Source organism: Nostoc sp., assembly GCF_036917275.1.
Lineage (GTDB): Bacteria > Cyanobacteriota > Cyanobacteriia > Cyanobacteriales > Nostocaceae > Nostoc.
Genome location: NZ_JBALDF010000026.1, coordinates 1 through 19729, shown reverse-complemented (window position 1 = coordinate 19729; position 19729 = coordinate 1). Strand labels below are relative to the sequence as shown.

Below are 19729 nucleotides of genomic sequence, written 5' to 3'. Positions count from 1 at the left end.
ATTTATGTCTGATAATACCGATGTTGTTTGGATCAGTTCTAGTCATGTATTGCAACGTTTTGATCGCCCATTACTACAATACATATCGAAGTATATGAATGTGAATCAGTGGGAATATCACCACAACAAAGATGAAGGTAGTTCTATAGATGAAGCTGTAGATTTAATGCATAAATTCTTAGCACCATCTTCTCATCCAGTACATTTAGCAGGTCGTGGTGCGGGTGGTGCGATCGCCTTAACTTTTGCTCGTCGCTATCCCCAAAAAGTGCGATCCCTGGTCTTATTGGCTGTAGCTTCTCAACCGGCTAATACTTGGCATGTCCACTATTATTTCAAAGGAAATTATTTACTATGAGTCGTGAGCAAGTTTTAACAAGCTGTGTTCGTCATCTCTTTGGTGAGCAACCCCATAATACTAGTAAAATGTTAATGGCTGTGTTATGTAGAGATTTAGAACAATCTCCTCTTTCACACTCTCTTTTCAAATTAATTGAGTTACTTCAAGGCGGGGTTTCTATGCCCATGATGGTATGTGGGAGCAAGAATGATCCCATTGTTGATTCAACTGCATTAAAAGGCTGGTTAAAAGAGTTTAAGCCTGAAGATAATCTGTGGGAATATCCCAAAGGTTATCATTTTTTTCACTACTTTTATCCTCAACAAATAGGCGAAAAAATGTTGAGCTTTTGGCAACCATATCATCTACAATCAATGTTGACATCTCAACTAATTTCTCAAAATTTGACAAATTAACAAGTATTCTTTTAAGACGTATATATCCCTTCTTCCTCTTGCATAACCAAGACGCGATCGCACGAGTCTTTGCTCATCTGTGAGAGATTGTGATAAGCTTACTTTTGTCAATTAGTAATTATGCTTAAATTTTAGGAAAAGCAGAGGTATGAAGTTAACTCATGTCATAAATCCATGAACACAAATATTTCTCACCCTGAAAAATACTACATTCGCATTTTCAGCTTATGCATAGGTCTTTTAGTAGTATTGTTGGGTATTTTAGCCAGTATTTCTTATGGTGCAACGGACATTTCCATTGCCAAAATACTCACTGCATTCACTAACTATGATGATTCCACTGAGCATATAATTATTCGCTCAATGCGCCTACCGCGTACACTGATTGCAAGTATGGTGGGTGCTAGTTTGGCCGTAGCTGGGGCGTTAATGCAAGGACTGACTAAAAATCCCTTAGCCGCACCAGGAATTTTGGGGATCAATGCAGGTGCAGCCTTAGCAGTGGTAACAGTGGTTTTTGGCTTGGGTACATCAACACCCGCCCTGATTACCCTTGTAGCATTTATTGGAGCCTTAATAGCAGCCTTAATAGTTTACTCCCTCGGTTCACTTGGACAAGGAGGCTCAACACCATTGAATCTGACTATTGCTGGTGCAGCTTTAACTGCCTTGCTATCTTCAATTACCACAGGTGTACTGATTTTGAGTCAACGAACTCTTGAAGAAGTCCGCTTCTGGTTAGCAGGTTCTCTGGCTGGACGAGACTTCAATCTATTCCTGACTGTGCTGCCCTGGATGATAGTAGGATTATTAACAGCTTTTGCCTTAAGTAGACAAATCAATGTCCTCAGTTTAGGAGAATCGGTAGCCACAGGCTTAGGTCAACAAACAGGTTGGATCAAATTGGCAACAGCATTGAGCGTTGTCATATTGGCAGGGAGCGCTGTCGCACTAGCAGGGCCTATAGGCTTTGTCGGTCTGGTAGTTCCCCATCTGGCGCGGGGAGTCATGGGTGTTGATTATCGTTGGGTATTGCCTGGTGCAGCTGTGTTTGGTGCAGATTTACTAGTATGGGCAGATTTAGCAGCCCGTTGGTTAATTAGACCTCAAGAATTGCCTGTTGGCGTGATGACAGCGCTTTTGGGAGCGCCGTTTTTGTTGTATTTAGTGCGTTGGCGGGTAAAAAGAGGATGACAACAATTCAAAATTCAAAATTCAAAATTTATAATTCAATACTTAGCAACCAGCCTGTAATTAGAGTATTGTTACTACTGCTATTACTCACGCTCGCAGTCTTGGGGATGAGTCTTAGTTTAGGAGATTATCCTGTCTTGCCAGCAGACATAGTGAAAGCTATTGTTGGTTTACCAACTCAAGATCCAGAATCTCCCTTTGTTGTTGTCACTTTGCGTTTACCGAGAGTGTTAATCTCCTGGTTGGTAGGAGTGGGCTTGGCAATTGCGGGTGCAATTTTACAAGCATTAACACGTAATCCTTTAGCTGACCCTGGCATCGTTGGAGTAAATGCAGGTGCAGCCTTAGCAGCTGTGACTTTAATTGTACTATTTCCGGCTGTACCCACTATGTATTTGCCCTTTGCTGCCTTTGGTGGTGCTTTTATTGTGGGCTGTCTAATCTACTTGCTAGCTGGCACGGGAGAAAAATCACCTCTACGTTTAGTGTTGGTGGGAGTAGCACTTGCAGCAATTATGGGAGCTTTCACAACTTTGATGTTGACTTTCGGTGAAATCAATGATGTAACTAGAGCATTGGTCTGGTTGGCGGGTAGTGTCGCTGGTAAAAGTTGGGAGCAAGTCTGGCAACTGCTACCTTGGATAGTTGTCTTCGTTCCCTTTGCTTTACTGCTGACGCGAGAACTTGATACTTTGCAACTGGGTGACTTGGTAGCTAAAGGACTCGGTAGCCGAGTCAGATGGCAAAGGAGCAAATTATTGTTAGTGAGTGTGGCGCTAGCTGGGTCAAGTGTGGCGATCGCAGGTACAATTGGTTTCGTTGGATTAATGGCTCCCCATTTGGCACGTAGACTTGTGGGGTCAATACATAAAAATTTACTACCAGTTGCTGCCTTGATAGGAGGATTATTAGTAGCAGCAGCAGATTTTTTGGGTAGGACTTTATTTTCTCCGACAGAATTGCCATGTGGTTTGCTAACTGCTGCCTTAGGAGCGCCTTATTTTATCTATTTACTGTATCAAAGGCGGCAAAGATGAGTAGAAAAGGAGAATCTGATGTCAGAGTATCTTTACCAAGTGCAGAACTAAATAACCAACATTATTGGTAATATTATTATAATAAGATCTAAATATCTATCCTGAAAGGCGATCGCTAACTTTAGGGGAATATTTGGTTTTTGATGACCAGATTTTCACAAGATGCTCTGCTCCAGCATTTTGACTAGCTTGATCAATTGGATTTTGGTCATTCCCCTGCCAACAATTATTAGTTGGATTCAAAAGCGATGGCTTTGCCAACGCCAAGGGCGAACGCAACAACGCACTACGCGGCGATGCCATCTGCCAGTAGAAGCCGCTTTGCAGCCACGCACTTTCAGACCACTTATCCTTGCAATCAGAAAGTCTTATGGACAACACAGTCCTTGAAACCCAACATTTGAGCCTAGCTTACGATGGCAAACCCATCATATCCAATCTTAATCTGTTAATTCCCACAGGACAAATTACTGCTCTAGTTGGCCCCAATGGTTGCGGAAAATCTACTCTACTGCGAGGTTTAGCCAGACTACTCAAGCCCCATATTGGCAATGTATATCTCAATGGTGCTGATATTTTTCGACAGTCAACGACCAAAGTTGCACAACAACTCGGTATTCTTCCTCAAGGGCCAATTGCACCAGAAGGAATGACTGTGCGAGATTTGGTAGCACAAGGTCGTTATCCATATCAAAAAAGTTGGCTGCAATCTTGGACAACTGAAGATGAACGTCAAGTCCGCAAAGCACTAACAACTACAGACCTCAACGAATTAACCCATAGAGCCGTAGACACCCTTTCGGGTGGACAGAAGCAACGTGCTTGGATAGCCATGACTTTAGCGCAAGATACGCAGATACTACTATTAGATGAGCCGACAACTTTCTTAGACTTAGCTCATCAAGTGGAAGTATTGGATTTGCTGTGGGATTTAAATCAACTTGAGGGGCGAACGATTGTCATGGTGTTGCATGACCTGAATCAGGCGTGTCGTTATGCTCATCAGCTAGTAGCCTTACGTGATGGCGCTGTTATGGCTTATGGAACTCCGGCAGATGTCATGACAGAAGAAATGGTGCAGGAGGTGTTTGGATTAGCTTGTCGAATTGTACCAGACCCAGTAACAGGGACACCTTTGTGTTTACCTTTAGGAAAGAAATGATCACACACGGTCTAGAGGTAAAGCATACAACAAGATATTGATGGGTGCAGGAGTTGAAAAAACAGACATTTTGTCTTTCGCAAGTTTTTGCAACACAACCTTTTGCACAGCCAATACGCGATCGTACCATCACTTCTATATTCTTCACTTTGTCAATATGCCTAAGTTCTGCTTTTTTGTACTGCTCACGCTCTTAGTGGTTTGTGCTTGCAGTTCCTTCAGTCGTCAATTACTAACCCGTGATATAGCCATCGCTCCCTCAAGCCAGACATCACCTGTGCCCGTCCAGGTAGTCCAACACGCAATTGGTCAGACTCTAGTTCCCGTCCATCCTCAACGAGTCGTTGTTATAGACCCGTGGCTAGTGGAAATACCTCTAGCTCTAGGAGCCAATCTGGTAGGTGCTCCAGATCCAGCTAAAACTCTCCAAGGGCTAGGGTTACAGGATAAGCATCCAGGCGTTGAAAACATTGGTGCGGTTCTGACACCACCGAATATGGAGAAGGTTATAACTCTTAAGCCGGACTTGATCTTAGGTACGACGCGGAACCGGGATACTTACAGTTTATGGTCTCACATTGCACCCACCGTTCTGCTGAAGGTGCAAAGCAATGGAGACTGGAAAAAACCGTTTATGCCAGCAGCAAAAGCTCTGGGAAAAACCGAGACGGCAAAACGTTTAATAGATGATTACAACGTACGTTTAGCCGAATTCAAACAGAAGATGGGTTCGAGACTCAAAAAAACTTTAGTTTCCGTCGTGCGCCTCATCCCAAAGACGATTAACCCTTTGACCAAGGGTGCATTCTCTGGAGTGATTATACAGGATGCTGGTCTAATCCGTCCTCCTTCGCAAAATCTGGATGCTAAAGCAACTCAAAAGAAAGCGGGCAACCCCGTTGGCTACAATATCTCTCCAGAGAGCCTTACTCAGATAGATGGTGATATCCTATTTGTAGTGCGCTACGGTTTCAAAGACCCTGCACAGTCAAAGATAGCTGTCAATCAACTCATGGCAGAGCCACTGTGGTCAAAGCTTAATGTTGTTAGGCAGGGTAAAGTTTATGTAGTTGATGATTATTATTGGCTCACAGGTAGCTACATATCAGCTAATCGAGTTATTAATGATTTATTTACTTATATCTTGCACCCACTGGAAAAAACCAGGAGTAAATGAATAAAGTGTGCAAAAGCGTAACATCATTTTTATTAGTGGTTAATTTTCGAGTTGTCAGTCTCAAGTCTATATCGAAAAAGACAAACAATATGTTCTGAGCGTGCATATCAATATGCTACTTTTATTTGTCAATATAATTATTATTCATATCGGATTAAAATAAGCTACTTACACAAATTGCAATCAAGCTACTGGTACAAGATATAAAGTTAGCAACTAAAAACAAGTCTAGAAAACTCTATTAAATGATATTCAATTTAACTCTCAACAAGCAAACTCTGATTGAACGCATCAGCCAACTTGCACGTGATAAGTTCGCCTCTCGCGCCGCTGGTTATGACCAGAATGCTAGCTTCCCAAGAGAAGATTTTGAAGACCTTTTTCAAGCAGGTCTGAATGCGCCTGTTGTGCCAACTGAATATGGTGGTCTAGGGTTAGGACATGATAGCGATATCTTTACCCTATGGATGATGACTAAGGAACTGGCAAAAGTAGATTTATCCCTAGCTCGTTGCTGGGAAGGACACGCAAATGCCCAAGTTTTACTAGCGGCTATGGCTAATGAGTCTCAGAAAAAGCGCTGGTTTGAGGGTATTGTTCAGCGTGGCGAGAAATGGGCGGCTTGGAGTGGAGAACCCCAATCTCAGATTCCAGGTCAAAAAGCCAGCCTTGGCACAAGTGTTCAAGTGGTAGATGAGGGATACATCATAGATGGTACAAAGGTATTCGCTACTAGTGCCCCAGAAGCACAGTGGGCAATTCTCTTGGTCAACACAGCAGGGCCTGGGGGAGCGCGTCATAGCAATGGCTCACCGACATCAGTGTTGTTACTAGCCTGCAACTTATCCGACCCCAGTATTAGCTTTGATGATAGTTGGTGGCAGCCAATTGGGATGAGAGGCACAGTGAGTTACTTAGTTCGCTTTGAACGTACTTTCATCCCTAAAGAAAACTTGATTGGCTATCCAGGACAGTACATCCAACAGGAGTGGCAGACGCGGTTTACACCTTTATATGGCGCTGCTTTTCTCGGAGCTGCTGAAGGAGCCTATGATTATGCTTTAGCATACATCAACAAACAGGAAAAAGGAGACGACCCCTACGTACAACACCGAATTGCTAAGGCAGCAATTAATATAGATACTATGCATTTATGGCTGCGGCAGGTAGCCACTCTTTGGGAAACAGGCCAGGTATTAGGAGCAAAACAAGCAGGTAATCGCGCCCGTTACATAACTGAACAACTGGCTTTGGAAACGGTGAACGACTGCATACACGCTTGTGGATCTCGCTCTTTGATTAAACCGAGTCCTGTGGAGCGAATATTGCGAGATTTATCCTTTTACGTATTGCACGATAATTGCGATCGCGTTTTGTCTTCAATTGGTCAAGAGATTCTAGGGCAATCCTGCGATCGTGCCTATTTCAACACCCACCCAAATCGCCAAGAAGACCTTACAGAGTAGTAAACTTATAATAAAAAATACATTGGAGAGATTGAGGCAACTTGTGGTAGATAGATCGGTCAAGCCAGATCATGGTTAATTTTTTCATCCCAAGGAGCAGGTTTGCTGACTTGCTCCCACACAGGACTATACAAGGCTTTGTACAATTCTCGTGCCAGTTCTACCAGCCCCATATAACCAGCGTAGGCATGATGGCGTTCATGGTTAACATCCAAAAAAGGAATTTGTGCTTTCAGTGCTGTATATTTATTGCCATTCCCAGTAATAAGCACATCAGCCTTTGTATCCTTTAGTACTTTTAATAATACTTCCGGGGTTGCTTCGCGCAAAACAATGCCATCTTGACCAAGATATTGTTTGATTTTTGCTTTCTCCTCTTCTGTAGTCTTTGCGTTAGTGGTAGCAATCACTTCCATTCCCAAATCTTTGGCGGCTAAAATAATCGACCAAATCTTTACACCACCAGTAGAAAGAATAATTCGCTTACCTTTCAATTGGGCACGGTAGGGAGCTAGGGCAATATCTAGGGCTGCATTTTCTTCTTTTATCAACCATTCTGTACGTTCTTGAAGATATTTATCCCCTAATGTTGCTGCAATATTTCGCAAACAATGGTTTAAGTTTTCCACACCGAAGAAAGATTCTTCAACATAAGGAATTCCATAAAGTTCTTTCATTGTTTGCGCCATTGGCAGCACTACATTTGAGCAAATGACTACATTCAACTTAGCACGATGAGCATAGCAAACTTCTTTATAACGAGCATCGCCCGTAATTTTAGAGAGAACCCGTATACCCAATCTCTTGAATAATGGTAAAACATTCCATAAATCACCAGCAACGTTGTACTCACCAACAATATTGATATCGAAAGGAGTGGTAAATTCTGGTTCTGCCGTTCCGATTACATATTTCAATAAAGTCTCATTACCGATGCGATTACCTAAATTTTTACTACCAAGAAATCCAGGTGAATTTACATAAACAACCGGAATATCTATTTTCTGTGCAGCCAGTTTACAGATACTATCGATATCATCACCAATCAAAGCGGTAATACAAGTAGCGTAGACAAAAACAGCCGCAGGATTATATCGTTGAGCAACATCGAGAATAGCTTTGTAGAGTTTCTTTTCACCACTAAAAATGACATTATTCTCGCCAAAATCAGTAGTAAAAGCACTTTGGTATAATTGAGAGCCTGACGAGAGGCTACCATGAGTCGCCCAAGGATTATGAGTACAACCAATAGCACCATGTACTACATGAGCAACATCAGTAATAGCTCCGACAGAAACCATCGCTCCATCTAAAGGACAATTTCCTTGGTTTGCACCTGGTTGTGGTGGTTTTGTACAAGATAGTTTTTTCTTGTCACTCAATTTTTTCTGTTGATGTTTGCAAGCTGTTCCGTTAATTGTTACTTGAGTATTTTTCATACCTTTTCTCTTACTGAAGATTCATAAAAAATAGTCAAAATTTAGGAGTTAGAAGGTGCGGTGTCGGTTGCTAAATTATTTTCTAACTCTAATTTTTAGCATAAAATATGCTTTAGTTAAGCGATATCCTAAATTTTAATTTGAGTAGCCTGCATCTCAATAAATACAGTTTTTGCTGCAAATAACAAAAACGCAAAAATGAATAAAAATCGTTATTTTACTCTATATTGATACTCATTCTGCAAATGTTCGTTTAATTTGTCAAGTGACACAAGAAAGATTCTTAATTTTTTTGTAGTCTTGGAATAACAATTCTTTGAGGAACTTGACTTTAACACCCTAACAATAATTGTAATTAATAATAGTAAAACTAATAACAATATCATAAATTAGTATTGAAACTTTAGTGATACAAACAGTTATATGTAGATAGAACTGTCTATATATAAAATATGATTATTGTGGAAAATAAAGATATGATTTTATTAAAATAGGTAGACTATTCTAACTATATATAGCAATCTTAAATCATTCATGAACGAATGGCACTAAGAAAAGCCGAAAAGCTTGTGTAACCTTGTTCCCAGTCTGAAGACTGGGAACGAGTTCCAAGAGGCTCTGCCTCTGGTTAACAAAGAGGAGGCGGAGCCTCTCACAATGGGTTCCCAGCCTGGAGGCTGGGAACGAGACAAAACAAGACTTTGGACTTATCTTAGTACCATTCATTCATGAACAATAAGATTATCTACTTATTAAATAAGTCGGTATCTAAGACTGACGATTTTCATAAATCAGATATGATTGCTATATGAGTTGAGTAGGGATGTTTAGTTGGGAAAATTAACTATTTCAATTTAACTATGTTTAATCCCTCATTTTTGCTTCGAGTCATAAATTTCATACTCGAAAAGCCTCACGATAGGAGTCATTGTCGAGTAAACTTTCCAATTTGCGACGAAAAGTTTGAAGCCTTGTCTAAAAACCTGGGCTGTTTTCTCTAAGCAGTGTGATTGCCAGAATTATTCGAGAATATAAGTTGCCAAAGGAGTAACCTCAATGACTGAATACCAAGACTTTATGACTGGCGCTTCTAAATTGATTGAGCATGACCCTGACGCTAACTGGCTATTTCGCTATATGCTTGATGGACTAACCGAGCACGGATTCAGCACTAAAATGTCTGAAACTTATGCCGCACTCGTGATCGGACAAGAGTTCTTCAATCCCAGTGAAACCGATTTTACCTCTTATATCAGTAGCGCAGTGTCAGCGTACCCACAGCTAAGTTCTGAAGGTCACGCCACACTGCTAGAAGTAACTAGTAAATACGTTCAAGACTACTATCATCCACAAGAAGTAGATACACAAAAAGTGTAGTCAGCAGAAACCCGCTGTTGTATGCAGCGGGTTTCACACGGTAATGATGCAAATAAGGTAGTGCCCTACTAAATTTGGAAATCCCTTATCACCCAATACGGTTCGGTTAAGAAGAATAGTGAGTTTGGGAGGCAGTGCGTCCTTGGTGGTTCCCCCCGTTGTTCGCGCAGCCTCTCCCTTGAGAAGCAAGTGGCGTTTGAGCGTAAGCGAAACCCAACAAAGTTAATGACAAGGCGTTTAGTTCCAGCGTTTACATGGATATGGTGTTTTAAGTGTTAAATCCTAGACTTTTTGTACAGCAAAGCTTATGAGCTTTACTGTACAAATGCAAGGAGGAACTTCATCTTAGTCCGGCCGATAGTAAAACTCTCGACACAGAAAATTGGGTTGGCTGCCATCCTTGAACTTGTGAAACGCAGCAATAACCCACAAATCTTTGTTCATATTCGCTGCCAACAAAGATTCCACTGAATCGTGATCGTATTTTGCACAAAAAGCCTTCTCATTGATATTATCTACAAACGGTGTCACCTCAGTCTCACCCCAATCTTTGAGGGACTCGGCACCATAAGCGTGCATAATAATTTGCTCATTATGCTTGGTTAGGGTAAATTTATCGATCCATGTAGTCTTTGTGTTGGAGTTTATCCAGGTTCCTAAATAAGGTGTGAAATCAATCACGGTGTCCTTAGGCTGGTTTCCGTAAATTTCGTTTCGTTCCATCTTGAAATCTTCCTCTTTTTACTAGCGATGAAAAAACTCACGGGCAAAATGATCGCTTCGACCACTACTATCTATGTAGCGGGTATAGGACTGAATGACTAAGATTCCCAATTTTTGGTTTGCCACCAGATGTGTCTCAATCCCGTCTAGCTTATAAAAAGCGTGGAATCCTCCTGCTACAAGTGAGGTTCCTACACCGTAAGCCACCGCTTCAACCTTACCCCAGTCAATTGGATTAGGTTCGTTGGCTCCATAACCCTGAAACACAAGGCGACCATCTTGTTCAGTCAGAACCACCCGCACCAAATAATTAGTATCTGATTTAGTATTAATCCAGTTACCAACTAAAGGTGATAGTTCTATTGGCTCTTTGATACTAGGGCGTTGGTCAGCCTGCATGTAGTGTGCGTATTGAGTTGTTTGTGTCATTAGCTAACTATCTAATTAATAAATTGCACCATTGTAATAACAAATATAAACTACTTTTTAACGTCCATCTAACTAAGATAATATTTTATTAATAAATTAATTCTGAGTGACTGAGAAAATAGCAACTTACATATTTTTTTTCTAATTTAAATTATTTATCAATTATTAATTATTATCACTCAATACTATCACTGCCTTAATCACTGATTAAGAGCTATTTTATAATTGTCATGCTCCAGATAATTTAATAAGATAAAATTAATTACATAATTTTTCCCAAATTTTCCAAGAATTTTTCAACAGATAGGATAAAACTTTCCCAACTAAAGTAAGCATCTATATCAATTCATTTATACTTATTAAACTGCCACAAAACCTCAATCAAATTCAACTCCGGTGAATAGAAGAGCAGTTCAAAGATGGTAATATCACAAAAGTTCTTGACCGAGCTGATGCCGATCCAATTCCAGAAACTCAGCATTCCACTCTAGAGGTATGTCAAGGAACTTATTTCCGATTGTGATGCAACTGTCCAGAAATGGTGTTTCTACTCCAGCTAGGCGAGCTAAAACTTGTAGGGGAAAACAGCCATAAGGTAGATCCTCAACCAAATAGCGGTGATGAGGGTTACACAACATCGTATTGGAGTAGGCTCCAACCTGCTGCATATTTTCATAAAGGGATGAGCCAGTGGTTCCATATGCGATTTGATAGTGGCTTTTGATATCAATTAAGTTGAGGACTCCCAGTGCTTCACCCACTGCTATGCGATCGCTATCCAGATGGTCAATGAGTCCAACAGTACGGGAACCAAGGTTATGATAGAGGTTGTAATCCTCACCAGATTCCCATCTAGCTAATGAAACCAGAAGTAGAGGAAGGTGAATAATGTCATTAACTTTATTCAGATTAATTTCTAAAACCGAAGCAGCAGCCCATAAATTACTAAATACAACTTGGTAAGCACTCACAATCCGACTTGTCATGATTCGGTTCTGAGCCGCCACAAAGAATTTGTTGGTAAGTGTGCTAATCCTGATTTTATCCTCCATATTACCGCGACTGACGAACGGAGTATTGTTGACATCAGCTACAGCAGGCAATTGTTCCTTAGCTATTCCTAATCTCTGGAGTACCTTACAAAAAACCCGACCTGCAAAGCGGCTAGCACAGAAAACCAGAATGTTCATTTGAGGATTGATATATTCAGCTAAAATTCTGGCGTAGGGTTCGATGTCTTGCCCACGACAACAGATCAGCACGTTGAGTGGTAGTTTCCCATCATTGAGTGCCGCCAACTCATAAATGTTATTGGAACAAGCTGCAACTAGATAACTTCCGGGAGAAACTGATCCAATTGAGTGAATGGTTCTTGTCTGAGCAACAATGGAAGAACGGCGAGAGAAAAGGTAAACAGTATGTCCTTGATTACTCAAATAGGCAGCTGTCGCTAAACCAATGTGTCCTTTACCCACAACCAAGTATTTAGTCTGTAGCATGTGCCAATTAGTTTATCCGAAAACCATAAACAAGGATATTTTAAATTCATCATTCGTATAAGAATTTTGTCTGGGCATTGCTGAATCCAAGTGTGAATTATGCACTCGCGTAAAAGTTGCAAGCCTTGTGCGTCTGCATCGGCACATAACCACATTTAAGATAATAACTACAAATTATTATTCCGATGGAACACATCAGCAATCAATTTTTCCAAAGCGATGCCTGCGGCGGGTGGAGCCATTGCTAATAAAAATCTGATGGTTAAGTAGGTTGACTCAAATAAACCTAACTATGTAACGAAATGTAAAATGCTTGAAACTCTTGTGATTGATTGACTTTGCTTTGTTTCGTACCCTTCGGGAACGCCAGGGGCGAACGCAATGACATAGTTATAAATTTTCCCATCCACCTACTTAACATATGGACACAGGTACGTTGGACGTAAATATTTAAGCTTAAGATCGTTCATCATGGTTACAAAATTAGGAAAAATTCTGTATTTATAAATACACTTTTCCTAAAAAAATCTGAGGTGAAACTTTTTATTAGTTTAGCAATTATTTTGGACATGTGTATGATATGCTTGCTACAAAGGGATAAAAAACAGTAATAAACTAACAAAAAGTCTAGAAATTACTTGACTTCCTGCAAAAACAAAAATCTGGCAAGTATTTTGAAAATATGTATGCAAAATTACAAAAGCATTAACAAAACTTTCAGCAGAAAAGGCACACGCTATAGCAATCCGATTTGATTCGGTGAATCATTCATAGAGATAGGGAACAGGGAAGAAAGAATAAAGTGTGCTGATTTTTTTCAAAAATAAAATACAACAAATACAAATGTAAGACCTTGTTATTACTTAGGCAGTCAATCATGAAAAATTTCACAGTCAGTCATGAAAATCGACTTTCCCTTATAGACGCCAGTTGCTACAAGTCGGCAAACCGCAAGGGCGCACTGGCCTTTTTCAAGTCAGATTAAATGTGTCCGCTACGGCTTTTTATAACGGAGAGATACAGCCTTATAAAGCAGGATATGAATATTTACAATAACCTGAAGGCAATTAGGAATCGTCTGGGCATGAGTCAGCAAGAATTAGCTAATATAGCTGGCGTAACCCGTCAGAGTATTGGTGCTGTGGAAACAGGACAATGTGCGCCTTCTGTTACTGTTTCCTTGCGTTTAGCTAAGGCACTTGGTTGCCAAGTTGAGGATTTATTCTGGCTAACAGAGGAGGATTTACCCCAAATTGAGGCGATTCTTACCGATTCGATCCCGAACCTACAGCGATCGCAAGTTAGTCTAGCGCGGATTGGAGATCGATGGATAGCTTATCCTTTATTAGGCAGAGATGCTTTTCGCATCGAAATGATTCCATCTGATGGTGAGGTAGTTGCAGCGAGCCACCTTATTGAAGGGAGTGGCGTTAGCGCAAGCGGTAGCGGCGTAGGAGCATCACCTGTAGGGGTGGACGGGTTCCCCAGCATAAGCAAACTGCCATTAGCTTCAACGGTAGTGAGAAACGAGCCTCACCCTCCGGGTGAAGCACAGAGCCAGATACGTACAAATAAAGTTCTGGTTAGACTTCTGGATGATATGGACAAATTGCACAACACAGTTGTGATTGCTGGTTGTACACCTGTGCTTTCACTCTTAGCAAAAGCAACTGAACGCTGGCATCCGCAACTGCGAGTTCATTATCGTTTCGCCCACAGCAAGGCTGCATTGCATAGTCTGTGCAAAGGTGAAGTTCACATTGCAGGGATGCACTTATACGATCCCAAAACTGGGGAACATAACATTCCCTTTGTGCGAGAAGCCTTAACAGATAAGAGTGCTGTCTTGATTACTCTTGGGGTTTGGGAAGAAGGATTGTTAGTCCCACCAGGAAACCCTATGGGAATTAAAACAGTTTCCGACTTAGTAGAATTTGGAGCAACTGTTGTCACCCATGAAGTAGGTTCTGGCAATCGGATGCTTTTAGAACGGAAACTCCAAGAAGAAGGAGTGCCATTTGAAACTGTGAAAAGATTTGACCATATCGTTCACAACCATCAAGATGTTGCCTTATCTATAGTCTCAGGAGTTGCCAATGCAGGTATTAGTACAGCATCTATAGCTGCTACCTTTGGCTTGGGATTTATTCCCCTTCATAGTGCGCGATACGACTTGGTGATTCTCAAGGAATACTTGGAAGAAGCACCAGTACAGCAGTTTCTCAATATCTTGGGACATCAGCTAGTGCGATCGCAATTACAAATTCTCGGCGGTTATGACATCAGCAAGACTGGGGAAGTTGTAGCAAATATTTAGAATCATGAATTATAACTTCATTATGAACAACCATGCCATTCAGATTAACGACACCATTTTGCGAAATGGCGAACAAGCCGCAGGTATAGCTTTCAACGAAAAAATTGCGTACCCTCTTAGGGTTGCCGTAGGCATCGCTCCTGTGCTGTCTCAATATCCTTTTGTGTAACAACTTATTACTCTGTCAATGCATAAATCATATATTTCTAGAGGTTCTATGGTTCGGAGAATTTTCATTGCATGTTTGGCATTTTGCTTGGTAATTCTGAGTGCTGAAGCTAGTGATTTACTGGTTAAGCAAAAACTAGCTATTGCACAATCCCCAACGAGTAAAAATTTGATTGTGGGGATGACAACCAGCATTCAGGACAGTGGACTGCTAGATGATTTAGTTCCGGCGATTGAAAAGAAAACAGGATATAAGCTCAAAAGCATTTCTGTCGGCACTGGACAGGCTTTGGCTCTAGCTGAAAAACGTGAAGTTGACGCCGTATTCGTCAACTCACCTAAAGCCGAACGCAAAGTTTTGGCAAGTGGTGCGGTAACTAATCGGCACTTGGTAATGCACAATGATTTTGTGATTGTCGGCCCAGATACGGATAAGGCAAATATTCGAGGAAAAAAGAATGCTGTAGAAGCATTCTCTTTGATTGCTAAAAACAAAGCATTGTTTATATCGCGGGGTGATGACTCAGGTACTAACAAACTAGAAAAAGATTTATGGCAACAGGCTAATATAAAACCATCTGGTAGTTGGTATCAGCAAACAGGTTTAGGAATGGCGGAAACTTTGCAAGTTGCTAATCAAAAACGGGGATATACCTTAGCAGATCGGGCGACATATATTTTTCAGCAGAAAAACTTGTCTTTACCAATACTGGTGCAAGGAGACAAGAAACTGTTGAATTTGTACCATGTCATGCAGGTGAATCCTCAGAAATTCCCGAAAGTGAATAGTGCAGGAGCTAAAGCGTTTATTAATTATGTATTATCTCCTGAAGGACAAACACTGATTGCAGCTCACGGTAAAAAAGAGTTCAAACAACCGCTATTTTATGTTGATGCCGGTAAAACGGAGAAAGATTACGGCTTTTAGAAAAAATTGAGTATCAGATCATCAAGGGTTGCTTTACTGCATATTCACCATTATTTTCTAGTTTTTGAAGAGATTTGTATTTGTGAATACAATCATCGAAGGGGCTGTGAAAGCTCTTGAGCTATTAACCAGTGGCGATAGTGACGTTTTCCAAGTCATGACGATGACATTGTTCGTATCTGGAACAGCTACAGTCATTAGCGTTTTACTGGGACTACCATTAGGATTATGGCTGGCATTAGTGGATTTTGTTGGCAAGCAGACTCTAACAAGTTTGATTAACTTCGGTATGGGATTACCGCCAGTTGTAGTCGGTTTATTCGTCAGTCTGTTTTTGTGGCGGTCTGGGCCGTTAGGAGATAGTGATTTGATGTACACACCCACAGCTATGATCCTAGCCGAAGCCATCATTGCTTTTCCAATTGTAGCTGGCTTCAGTTTTACGGCAATTATTAGTATTAATCCGAAACTACGCTGGCGACTGTTATCAATGGGGGCGACACAGTGGCAAGTCAACTGGTTGCTAATCAAGGAAGCACGGTTAGGGTTAATGGCTGCAATCATGGCTGGTTTTGGTCGCGTCATCTCGGAAGTTGGTGCATCCATGATGGTGGGCGGCAATATCAAGGGGCAGACTAGAGTTCTGACTACAGCAATCGTTATGGAAGTAGGGAAAGGAAATTACGATGTTGCAATGGCGATCGCATACATTCTACTCCTGATCACATACACCGTTATCGTGTTGCTGACTATCTTACAGCATGACAAGAAAATTCTATGAGTATTAATGAGTATGTCCTGAATATGCGGCAGGTTAGCGTCGATAGCAAAACACGTAAAAATATCCTGTCAATTGAAAATTTTGCAGTCCGTCCAGGAGAACTGGTTGCTGTACTTGGCCCCAATGGCGCTGGTAAAAGCACTTTGTTAAGAACAATCAATCTCTTGCAACCTTACCGTGGTGAGATACAATTATTTGGACACGATGTCCGCAGTGCCAATAAAACATTGTTGCGTCGTCGTTCGGCTTTGATATTTCAGGAAACTTTACTACTGAATGACACTGTTTTTAATAATGTTGCCAAGGTATTAAAGTTTCGCGGCACACCAACACACAAGATTAAGCAAACGGTATATACTGCACTTGCAACTTTTGGCTGTGAACACCTGGCAAATCAGTCAGCTCGTTCTCTGTCCGGTGGTGAAGCCAAACGAGTTTGTATTGCCTGCGGTTTAGTTGCTGATTCCGAATTGCTGCTTTTGGATGAGCCTTCTGCCTCTTTAGATGTGGGAATACGTCCCCAGATAATTGAGAAAATTAGACAATGGGCCCAAGCTAGGGGATCAGCAGTCATATTAGTCAGTCATAATTTTACAGATATACTGCATTTTGCTGATAGAGCGATCGCTTTATTTGACGGCTGTATTATACAGGATGATAACTTGGAAACTATCATCCGCCGACCAGCTAACGAGCAACTTGCCAGACTGGTAGGGATAGATAATATTATTCCGTGCCATGTAGAACGGAGTAGCCGTGGAAATTTTATCAAACTTGCAAACGGGATAGAGTTTTTATATCCTGGGGAAATCACAAAACCAATTACTACATGTTGTTTATCTGGCGATACTTTCAATCTTTACGATGCAAGTTCTTCAATACGACACAAACTGTGTTCGGTAATTATTGAAGGATTAGTAGAACGGGTTCTAAATGGTATTGGTATTTGTAGTATTTGGGTTAAGGTGGGAGAACAAACTTTAATTGCCAGAGTGCCTCGGAATCATATATTCGGCAATGTATATCCCCATGAGATAATTAAGCTGGCATTTAATCCTAAAGATGCACATTTTGTTTAGAAAAATAGACGGTTTTATACTAAAAATAGCGGTAGAAATAAGAATTTAGTCACTCAAATTAGCAAAATACTCTAAAATTTTATACATGGCAGTATTTATATTACTAAAATCATCATCCCGTGCAAGCATTTCTTCGGGTTTCTGGATATATTTACCTGTTACTAATTCCGAAGCGCCATTTTCAACAATTTGCCGAACACTGTCTTTAGTTGATTCTAGGTGAAATTGTAAACCTAATACTCTATCTCCATAAATGAAAGCTTGATTTGCACATACTTCACTAGAGGCTAGTCGTACAGCACCCGGTGGTAAATCAAAAGTATCACCATGCCAATGAAACACAGAGAAAGACACAAGGAATGAAGCAAAAACAGCATAATTTTGTGCTTGTGTTGTCACTTGAATCGGATACCAACCTATTTCTTTTTCCTGACCTTTGTAAACCTTAGAACCTAAAACATCAGCGATTAGCTGCGAACCAAGACAAATGCCAATAACTATTTTATTCTTTTTAATTGCTTCTTCAATAAAATGTTTTTCCAAAGTCAACCAAGGATACTTATCATCCTCATAGACATTCATGGGCCCGCCCATTACTATCACCCAATCTAGACCATCAACAGATGGTAAAATGTCACCGTTATAAAACTTAGTTACGGAGAGAATATGATCTTTCTTTGTCAACCACTGTTCAATACTAGCAAGTCCTTCAAATGGCACATGTTGTAAGTAATGAATTCTCATCCCTGACTGCTCCGAACTTAGTTGCAGTGTGAGTTTTTACGTTCAATGATATCATAGACTTTTTTACTCAGCACTCAGCACTGTTTCGGTAACGCCGGATTTTGATGCAGTCTGGATTAACGTTGCTGCTACTTTTTTCGCCTGTGAAGCGGTTGACCAACTTCCTTCCATCATCGCAACCACGATCGCACCTTGCACAATGAGAAGTAATTGCCTAGCTAACTGTTCTGGTGATGAAACTTCTGCGGCTTGAGCTAGACCCTTGATGTAGTGATAAATCGATTGTTGATGCTCCAATGCCACTCGATGTCCAGGATGGTCAGCATTGGCTAGTTCCACTGAAGCATTAATGAATGCACAACCTCGAAAATCTGGGCCCTCAAACCATTCCCGTAGGGCATCAAATATTGCCAGTAGTTGTTGGGATGGGTTAGAAGCTCGTTGCTCAATTGTGGTTTTGAGCCATTCACACCATTGTTCATCCTGTTGTCGCAGCCACGCTTCAATCAATGCATCCTTTGACTTGAAATGATTGTAGAGCGACATTTTAGCAACCCCAGATTCCGCAACGATTCTGTCAATACCGACATTGCGAATTCCTTCTCGATAAAACAAGGCTGATGCTGTACTTAGGATGCGATCGTGAACAGATTTACGGGTTGTTTTCGGTTTAGTCATTTAGATCGCATCCTTGATAACGTGTAAATATTAAATACTTCATCAATAATACTGATAAAGATTTTCCTAACTTCACAATTATTTAAACTTGATGCTTTAGTAACTTTTTGAAGTTAGGCTGTAAATGTGTCAAATATTTGATATTTCTGTTAAAATTTTACACTAAAGCAATTGTAAACACTGTAATTATTAGACATAATTACACTGTTAAATTTGCAAAAGAGATTTTAACTCTATACAATAAAGTGTATGAACAGGATAAATTAACAAAAATTGAAAATTGCAAAACACCCTTAACCATTCTTTGCTTCCTTTTAAATACTAGAGTGTTTCATCAATATCAATATTGAATTAAGTTTATTTTATCCAGTTAATCAAATTGTAAATACTGTTATCAATTACTTGTTCTATCCTTTCATTCGCCAAAACTTCGATTTTTTCTAAGGACTTAACAAAAAACTATCTGTAAAGAATCAAGGATTTTTCCCAAAAGTGATTGATGAACTGCAAGCAGACCAAAATCCCCCCGAACTTTGGAACTGCTACCGATCGAGTACTTCCACAATCCTCCAGAGACTTGTGGAGCAAGACCATCAGTTCATCAAACAATTGGTTAACTTATGAGATTTGACTTCTTCACTAGAGCGTAAGTGCTTGGAGATCCTTTGTGCTTTAGCGATTTAGATTCCCTATAAATAAAGAATATCATACAATTGGCCAATTTACTTGCGCTGACCAATTAATTTACAAACAGTATTCGTGGCTACAATTACTC

The 19729-nt window shown here is 40.6% G+C and carries 18 protein-coding genes and 1 pseudogene; 12 read left to right on the top strand and 7 right to left on the bottom strand.

Annotated features, from left to right (window positions below):
* The first annotated feature begins 4 nt into the window (after window positions 1–4).
* The 3 genes and pseudogenes from V7K35_RS09185 to V7K35_RS09175 all read left to right on the top strand — a co-directional run bounded on the left by V7K35_RS09185 (window position 5) and on the right by V7K35_RS09175 (window position 2987).
* Window positions 5–756: pseudogene (locus V7K35_RS09185) on the top strand (alpha/beta fold hydrolase).
* 174 nt (window positions 757–930) lie between these two features.
* The gene (locus V7K35_RS09180; protein WP_335078217.1) at window positions 931–1950 is read left to right on the top strand and encodes a FecCD family ABC transporter permease; all 1020 of its coding nucleotides are present in this window, start codon (window positions 931–933) and stop codon (window positions 1948–1950) included.
* Window positions 1947–2987, top strand: coding sequence for a FecCD family ABC transporter permease (locus tag V7K35_RS09175; protein ID WP_335078215.1), 1041 nt, complete (start codon window positions 1947–1949; stop codon window positions 2985–2987). Before V7K35_RS09180 ends, V7K35_RS09175 begins: the two co-directional genes overlap by 4 nt.
* A 96-nt stretch (window positions 2988–3083) precedes the next feature.
* Here the strand turns inward: V7K35_RS09175 and V7K35_RS09170 are convergent, their stop codons facing one another.
* Window positions 3084–3368 carry a hypothetical protein gene (locus V7K35_RS09170; protein WP_335078213.1) on the bottom strand — a complete coding sequence of 95 codons (285 nt, stop codon included), beginning with the start codon at window positions 3366–3368 and terminating at the stop codon, window positions 3084–3086.
* On the opposite strand from V7K35_RS09170, the gene V7K35_RS09165 reads away from it, so the two are divergent.
* From V7K35_RS09165 to V7K35_RS09155, 3 genes are all read left to right on the top strand, one after another.
* Window positions 3358–4149 carry an ABC transporter ATP-binding protein gene (locus V7K35_RS09165; RefSeq protein WP_335078211.1) on the top strand — a complete coding sequence of 264 codons (792 nt, stop codon included), beginning with the start codon at window positions 3358–3360 and terminating at the stop codon, window positions 4147–4149. The two genes, V7K35_RS09170 and V7K35_RS09165, sit on opposite strands and share 11 nt — an antisense overlap.
* Before the next feature lie 157 nt (window positions 4150–4306).
* Window positions 4307–5326, top strand: coding sequence for an iron-siderophore ABC transporter substrate-binding protein (locus V7K35_RS09160; RefSeq protein ID WP_335078209.1), 1020 nt, complete (start codon window positions 4307–4309; stop codon window positions 5324–5326).
* A 245-nt stretch (window positions 5327–5571) separates the two neighbouring features.
* On the top strand, window positions 5572–6792 hold the full coding sequence (locus tag V7K35_RS09155; RefSeq protein ID WP_335078207.1) for an acyl-CoA dehydrogenase family protein: 1221 nt from the start codon (window positions 5572–5574) through the stop codon (window positions 6790–6792).
* Between the two features lie 59 nt (window positions 6793–6851).
* Here the strand turns inward: V7K35_RS09155 and nifE are convergent, their stop codons facing one another.
* Entirely contained in the window at window positions 6852–8231 is a 1380-nt protein-coding gene (nifE, locus tag V7K35_RS09150) for a nitrogenase iron-molybdenum cofactor biosynthesis protein NifE (RefSeq protein ID WP_335078206.1), read from the bottom strand.
* A 1056-nt stretch (window positions 8232–9287) separates the two neighbouring features.
* On the opposite strand from nifE, the gene V7K35_RS09145 reads away from it, so the two are divergent.
* Complete coding sequence (locus tag V7K35_RS09145) at window positions 9288–9608, top strand: hypothetical protein (protein ID WP_335078204.1); 321 nt, start codon at window positions 9288–9290, stop codon at window positions 9606–9608.
* A 345-nt stretch (window positions 9609–9953) separates the two neighbouring features.
* On the opposite strand, the gene V7K35_RS09140 is transcribed toward V7K35_RS09145, so the two are convergent.
* The 3 genes from V7K35_RS09140 to V7K35_RS09130 all read right to left on the bottom strand — a co-directional run bounded on the left by V7K35_RS09140 (window position 9954) and on the right by V7K35_RS09130 (window position 12259).
* The gene (locus V7K35_RS09140; protein WP_335078202.1) at window positions 9954–10331 is read right to left on the bottom strand and encodes a hypothetical protein; all 378 of its coding nucleotides are present in this window, start codon (window positions 10329–10331) and stop codon (window positions 9954–9956) included.
* A 21-nt stretch (window positions 10332–10352) separates the two neighbouring features.
* Window positions 10353–10760: a hypothetical protein gene (locus tag V7K35_RS09135; RefSeq protein WP_335078200.1), complete on the bottom strand. Its 408-nt coding sequence runs from the start codon at window positions 10758–10760 to the stop codon at window positions 10353–10355.
* Between the two features lie 428 nt (window positions 10761–11188).
* Window positions 11189–12259, bottom strand: a complete 1071-nt coding sequence (locus V7K35_RS09130) for an NAD/NADP octopine/nopaline dehydrogenase family protein (protein WP_335078198.1) — start codon at window positions 12257–12259, stop codon at window positions 11189–11191.
* A 1039-nt stretch (window positions 12260–13298) separates the two neighbouring features.
* On the opposite strand from V7K35_RS09130, the gene V7K35_RS09125 reads away from it, so the two are divergent.
* From V7K35_RS09125 to V7K35_RS09105, 5 genes are all read left to right on the top strand, one after another.
* Window positions 13299–14576 (top strand): substrate-binding domain-containing protein, encoded by a 1278-nt coding sequence (locus tag V7K35_RS09125; RefSeq protein ID WP_335078196.1) that lies wholly within the window; start codon window positions 13299–13301, stop codon window positions 14574–14576.
* Window positions 14577–14580: 4 nt separating this feature from the next.
* On the top strand, window positions 14581–14745 hold the full coding sequence (locus V7K35_RS09120; protein WP_335078194.1) for a hypothetical protein: 165 nt from the start codon (window positions 14581–14583) through the stop codon (window positions 14743–14745).
* A 48-nt stretch (window positions 14746–14793) separates the two neighbouring features.
* A complete protein-coding gene (locus V7K35_RS09115; protein WP_335078192.1) occupies window positions 14794–15672 on the top strand; it encodes a substrate-binding domain-containing protein in 879 nt (292 codons plus the stop codon).
* A gap of 82 nt (window positions 15673–15754) precedes the next feature.
* A complete protein-coding gene (locus V7K35_RS09110; RefSeq protein ID WP_335078190.1) occupies window positions 15755–16453 on the top strand; it encodes an ABC transporter permease in 699 nt (232 codons plus the stop codon).
* A complete protein-coding gene (locus V7K35_RS09105; protein ID WP_335078188.1) occupies window positions 16450–17532 on the top strand; it encodes an energy-coupling factor ABC transporter ATP-binding protein in 1083 nt (360 codons plus the stop codon). Before V7K35_RS09110 ends, V7K35_RS09105 begins: the two co-directional genes overlap by 4 nt.
* Window positions 17533–17577: 45 nt before the next feature.
* Here the strand turns inward: V7K35_RS09105 and V7K35_RS09100 are convergent, their stop codons facing one another.
* Together V7K35_RS09100 and V7K35_RS09095 are read right to left on the bottom strand one after the other, a co-directional pair.
* On the bottom strand, window positions 17578–18276 hold the full coding sequence (locus tag V7K35_RS09100; RefSeq protein WP_335078186.1) for a type 1 glutamine amidotransferase: 699 nt from the start codon (window positions 18274–18276) through the stop codon (window positions 17578–17580).
* A 63-nt stretch (window positions 18277–18339) separates the two neighbouring features.
* Complete coding sequence (locus tag V7K35_RS09095) at window positions 18340–18954, bottom strand: TetR/AcrR family transcriptional regulator (RefSeq protein ID WP_335078184.1); 615 nt, start codon at window positions 18952–18954, stop codon at window positions 18340–18342.
* Between the last annotated feature and the right edge of the window lie 775 nt (window positions 18955–19729).

What these genes read in the sequence shown, in the direction of transcription:
- V7K35_RS09180 (WP_335078217.1), top strand. Translation starts at nt 931, where the DNA reads ATGAACACAAATATTTCTCACCCTGAAAAATACTACATTCGCATTTTC.
- V7K35_RS09175 (WP_335078215.1), top strand. Translation starts at nt 1,947, where the DNA reads ATGACAACAATTCAAAATTCAAAATTCAAAATTTATAATTCAATACTT.
- V7K35_RS09165 (WP_335078211.1), top strand. Translation starts at nt 3,358, where the DNA reads ATGGACAACACAGTCCTTGAAACCCAACATTTGAGCCTAGCTTACGAT.
- V7K35_RS09160 (WP_335078209.1), top strand. Translation starts at nt 4,307, where the DNA reads ATGCCTAAGTTCTGCTTTTTTGTACTGCTCACGCTCTTAGTGGTTTGT.
- V7K35_RS09155 (WP_335078207.1), top strand. Translation starts at nt 5,572, where the DNA reads ATGATATTCAATTTAACTCTCAACAAGCAAACTCTGATTGAACGCATC.
- nifE (WP_335078206.1), bottom strand. Translation starts at nt 8,231, where the DNA reads ATGAAAAATACTCAAGTAACAATTAACGGAACAGCTTGCAAACATCAA.
- V7K35_RS09145 (WP_335078204.1), top strand. Translation starts at nt 9,288, where the DNA reads ATGACTGAATACCAAGACTTTATGACTGGCGCTTCTAAATTGATTGAG.
- V7K35_RS09140 (WP_335078202.1), bottom strand. Translation starts at nt 10,331, where the DNA reads ATGGAACGAAACGAAATTTACGGAAACCAGCCTAAGGACACCGTGATT.
- V7K35_RS09135 (WP_335078200.1), bottom strand. Translation starts at nt 10,760, where the DNA reads ATGACACAAACAACTCAATACGCACACTACATGCAGGCTGACCAACGC.
- V7K35_RS09130 (WP_335078198.1), bottom strand. Translation starts at nt 12,259, where the DNA reads ATGCTACAGACTAAATACTTGGTTGTGGGTAAAGGACACATTGGTTTA.
- V7K35_RS09125 (WP_335078196.1), top strand. Translation starts at nt 13,299, where the DNA reads ATGAATATTTACAATAACCTGAAGGCAATTAGGAATCGTCTGGGCATG.
- V7K35_RS09120 (WP_335078194.1), top strand. Translation starts at nt 14,581, where the DNA reads ATGAATTATAACTTCATTATGAACAACCATGCCATTCAGATTAACGAC.
- V7K35_RS09115 (WP_335078192.1), top strand. Translation starts at nt 14,794, where the DNA reads ATGGTTCGGAGAATTTTCATTGCATGTTTGGCATTTTGCTTGGTAATT.
- V7K35_RS09105 (WP_335078188.1), top strand. Translation starts at nt 16,450, where the DNA reads ATGAGTATTAATGAGTATGTCCTGAATATGCGGCAGGTTAGCGTCGAT.
- V7K35_RS09100 (WP_335078186.1), bottom strand. Translation starts at nt 18,276, where the DNA reads ATGAGAATTCATTACTTACAACATGTGCCATTTGAAGGACTTGCTAGT.
- V7K35_RS09095 (WP_335078184.1), bottom strand. Translation starts at nt 18,954, where the DNA reads ATGACTAAACCGAAAACAACCCGTAAATCTGTTCACGATCGCATCCTA.